The sequence below is a fragment of the Shewanella sp. MF08487 genome, from assembly GCF_050848685.1.
Lineage (GTDB): Bacteria > Pseudomonadota > Gammaproteobacteria > Enterobacterales > Shewanellaceae > Shewanella > Shewanella glacialipiscicola.
Genome location: NZ_JBOZPB010000063.1, coordinates 1 through 1,217, shown reverse-complemented (window position 1 = coordinate 1,217; position 1,217 = coordinate 1). Strand labels below are relative to the sequence as shown.

Annotated in this window: 1 protein-coding gene; it reads right to left on the bottom strand. The window is 45.7% G+C overall.

Annotated features, from left to right (window positions below):
• Window positions 1–29: 29 nt before the first annotated feature.
• Window positions 30–1,130, bottom strand: coding sequence for an ISAs1 family transposase (locus ACRN9H_RS19630; protein ID WP_432315882.1), 1,101 nt, complete (start codon window positions 1,128–1,130; stop codon window positions 30–32).
• Window positions 1,131–1,217: the final 87 nt, after the last annotated feature.

The following is a 1,217-nucleotide window of genomic DNA, read 5'->3' as shown; positions in this document are numbered from 1 at the left end:
CAGGGCGGGATTAAGCTTTGTTAAATCTCTTAACCAAAGAAAATCTCGCGCCTAAAATCGTCATTCCATGCTGCCTTTCTTATCTTGGTTGGTTTACTGGCTTTTAGCGGATGCTGCTCTAAAAGGTTCAGCACGATACGGCGAAATAGCGCCATCTTCTTCGCGTTTTCACGGTCACCTATTCTTGAATTATCTTCCCTAAAGGTGACGTCAAGCACCCAGTGTTGCTGGTTCTCGATGTGCCAGTGCTGACGCACCGCTTTGGCTGCAAGTTCAACATCTAGAGGCAAAGAACTTAAGTAATAATCCGTATTTATGGTTGTAACATCTTTGTGTGTTCGTTGACGTTCAACAGCTATGAGCGACTTCGTTGACGGCCACTTTTTCGCGAGTGTTTGTGGTAGCTTTGCTGGGATTTGAAACGTCGTGCGACGCTCCTTACGGCCATGCCCCTTGCCATCCTCTTCGATACTCAATATGTCGACGCCGTCGTTATCCCAGTGAGGTTGAAACTGCATCTCTATCGCCTGCCTAAGTTGCGGTTGGTTACCTTTGACCTGAACAACATAATCGCCTTTGGCTTTAGTGATTTGTAGAAGCGTTTCTCGCTGGCAGTGAAGTGCATCAAACGTCACAACGGCGTCTTTAATATCTAACATGTGCAACAGCGACTGAACCGTTGCGATTTCGTTGCCTTTGGTCTGTGTATCTTGCTGATACAGCACTATTCCCTGTTCGGTATCAAAGGCCGAAACGAGGTGTAGCGCATTGTTAGCGCCATGTTGATTAACCGCCCCACGCAACGTTTTGCCGTCGATAGCGATCAATGGCTTGGATGAGGCTTCTCTTAAGCGATTTACCCAACTAAAGAGTGTCAAAACCAGTATTTCGGTATCAATGACTTTAATGATCCGAGCAATCGAATGCCTAGTCGGGATCCCATTATCAAAATCTCGATGTTGACGCAGCCAAGATAGGTTCTCTTTGCCGAATTCTTCGATAGCTTGCCAGCCATCACAACCTGAAGCGATAGCGGCTAAAACAAGAAAAATAATATCAACTAAATCATGGTCTAGGTTGATGTGAGAGCGAGGGTCTTCGATGAGTTTCAAGTGTTCAAATAAAGACATGGATTAGGCTCAGTAGAATAACATGTCCGATCAGATCATGCAGATACGAAGAAGTTCCCTACTGTAACAAAGTATGATCCCGCCCTG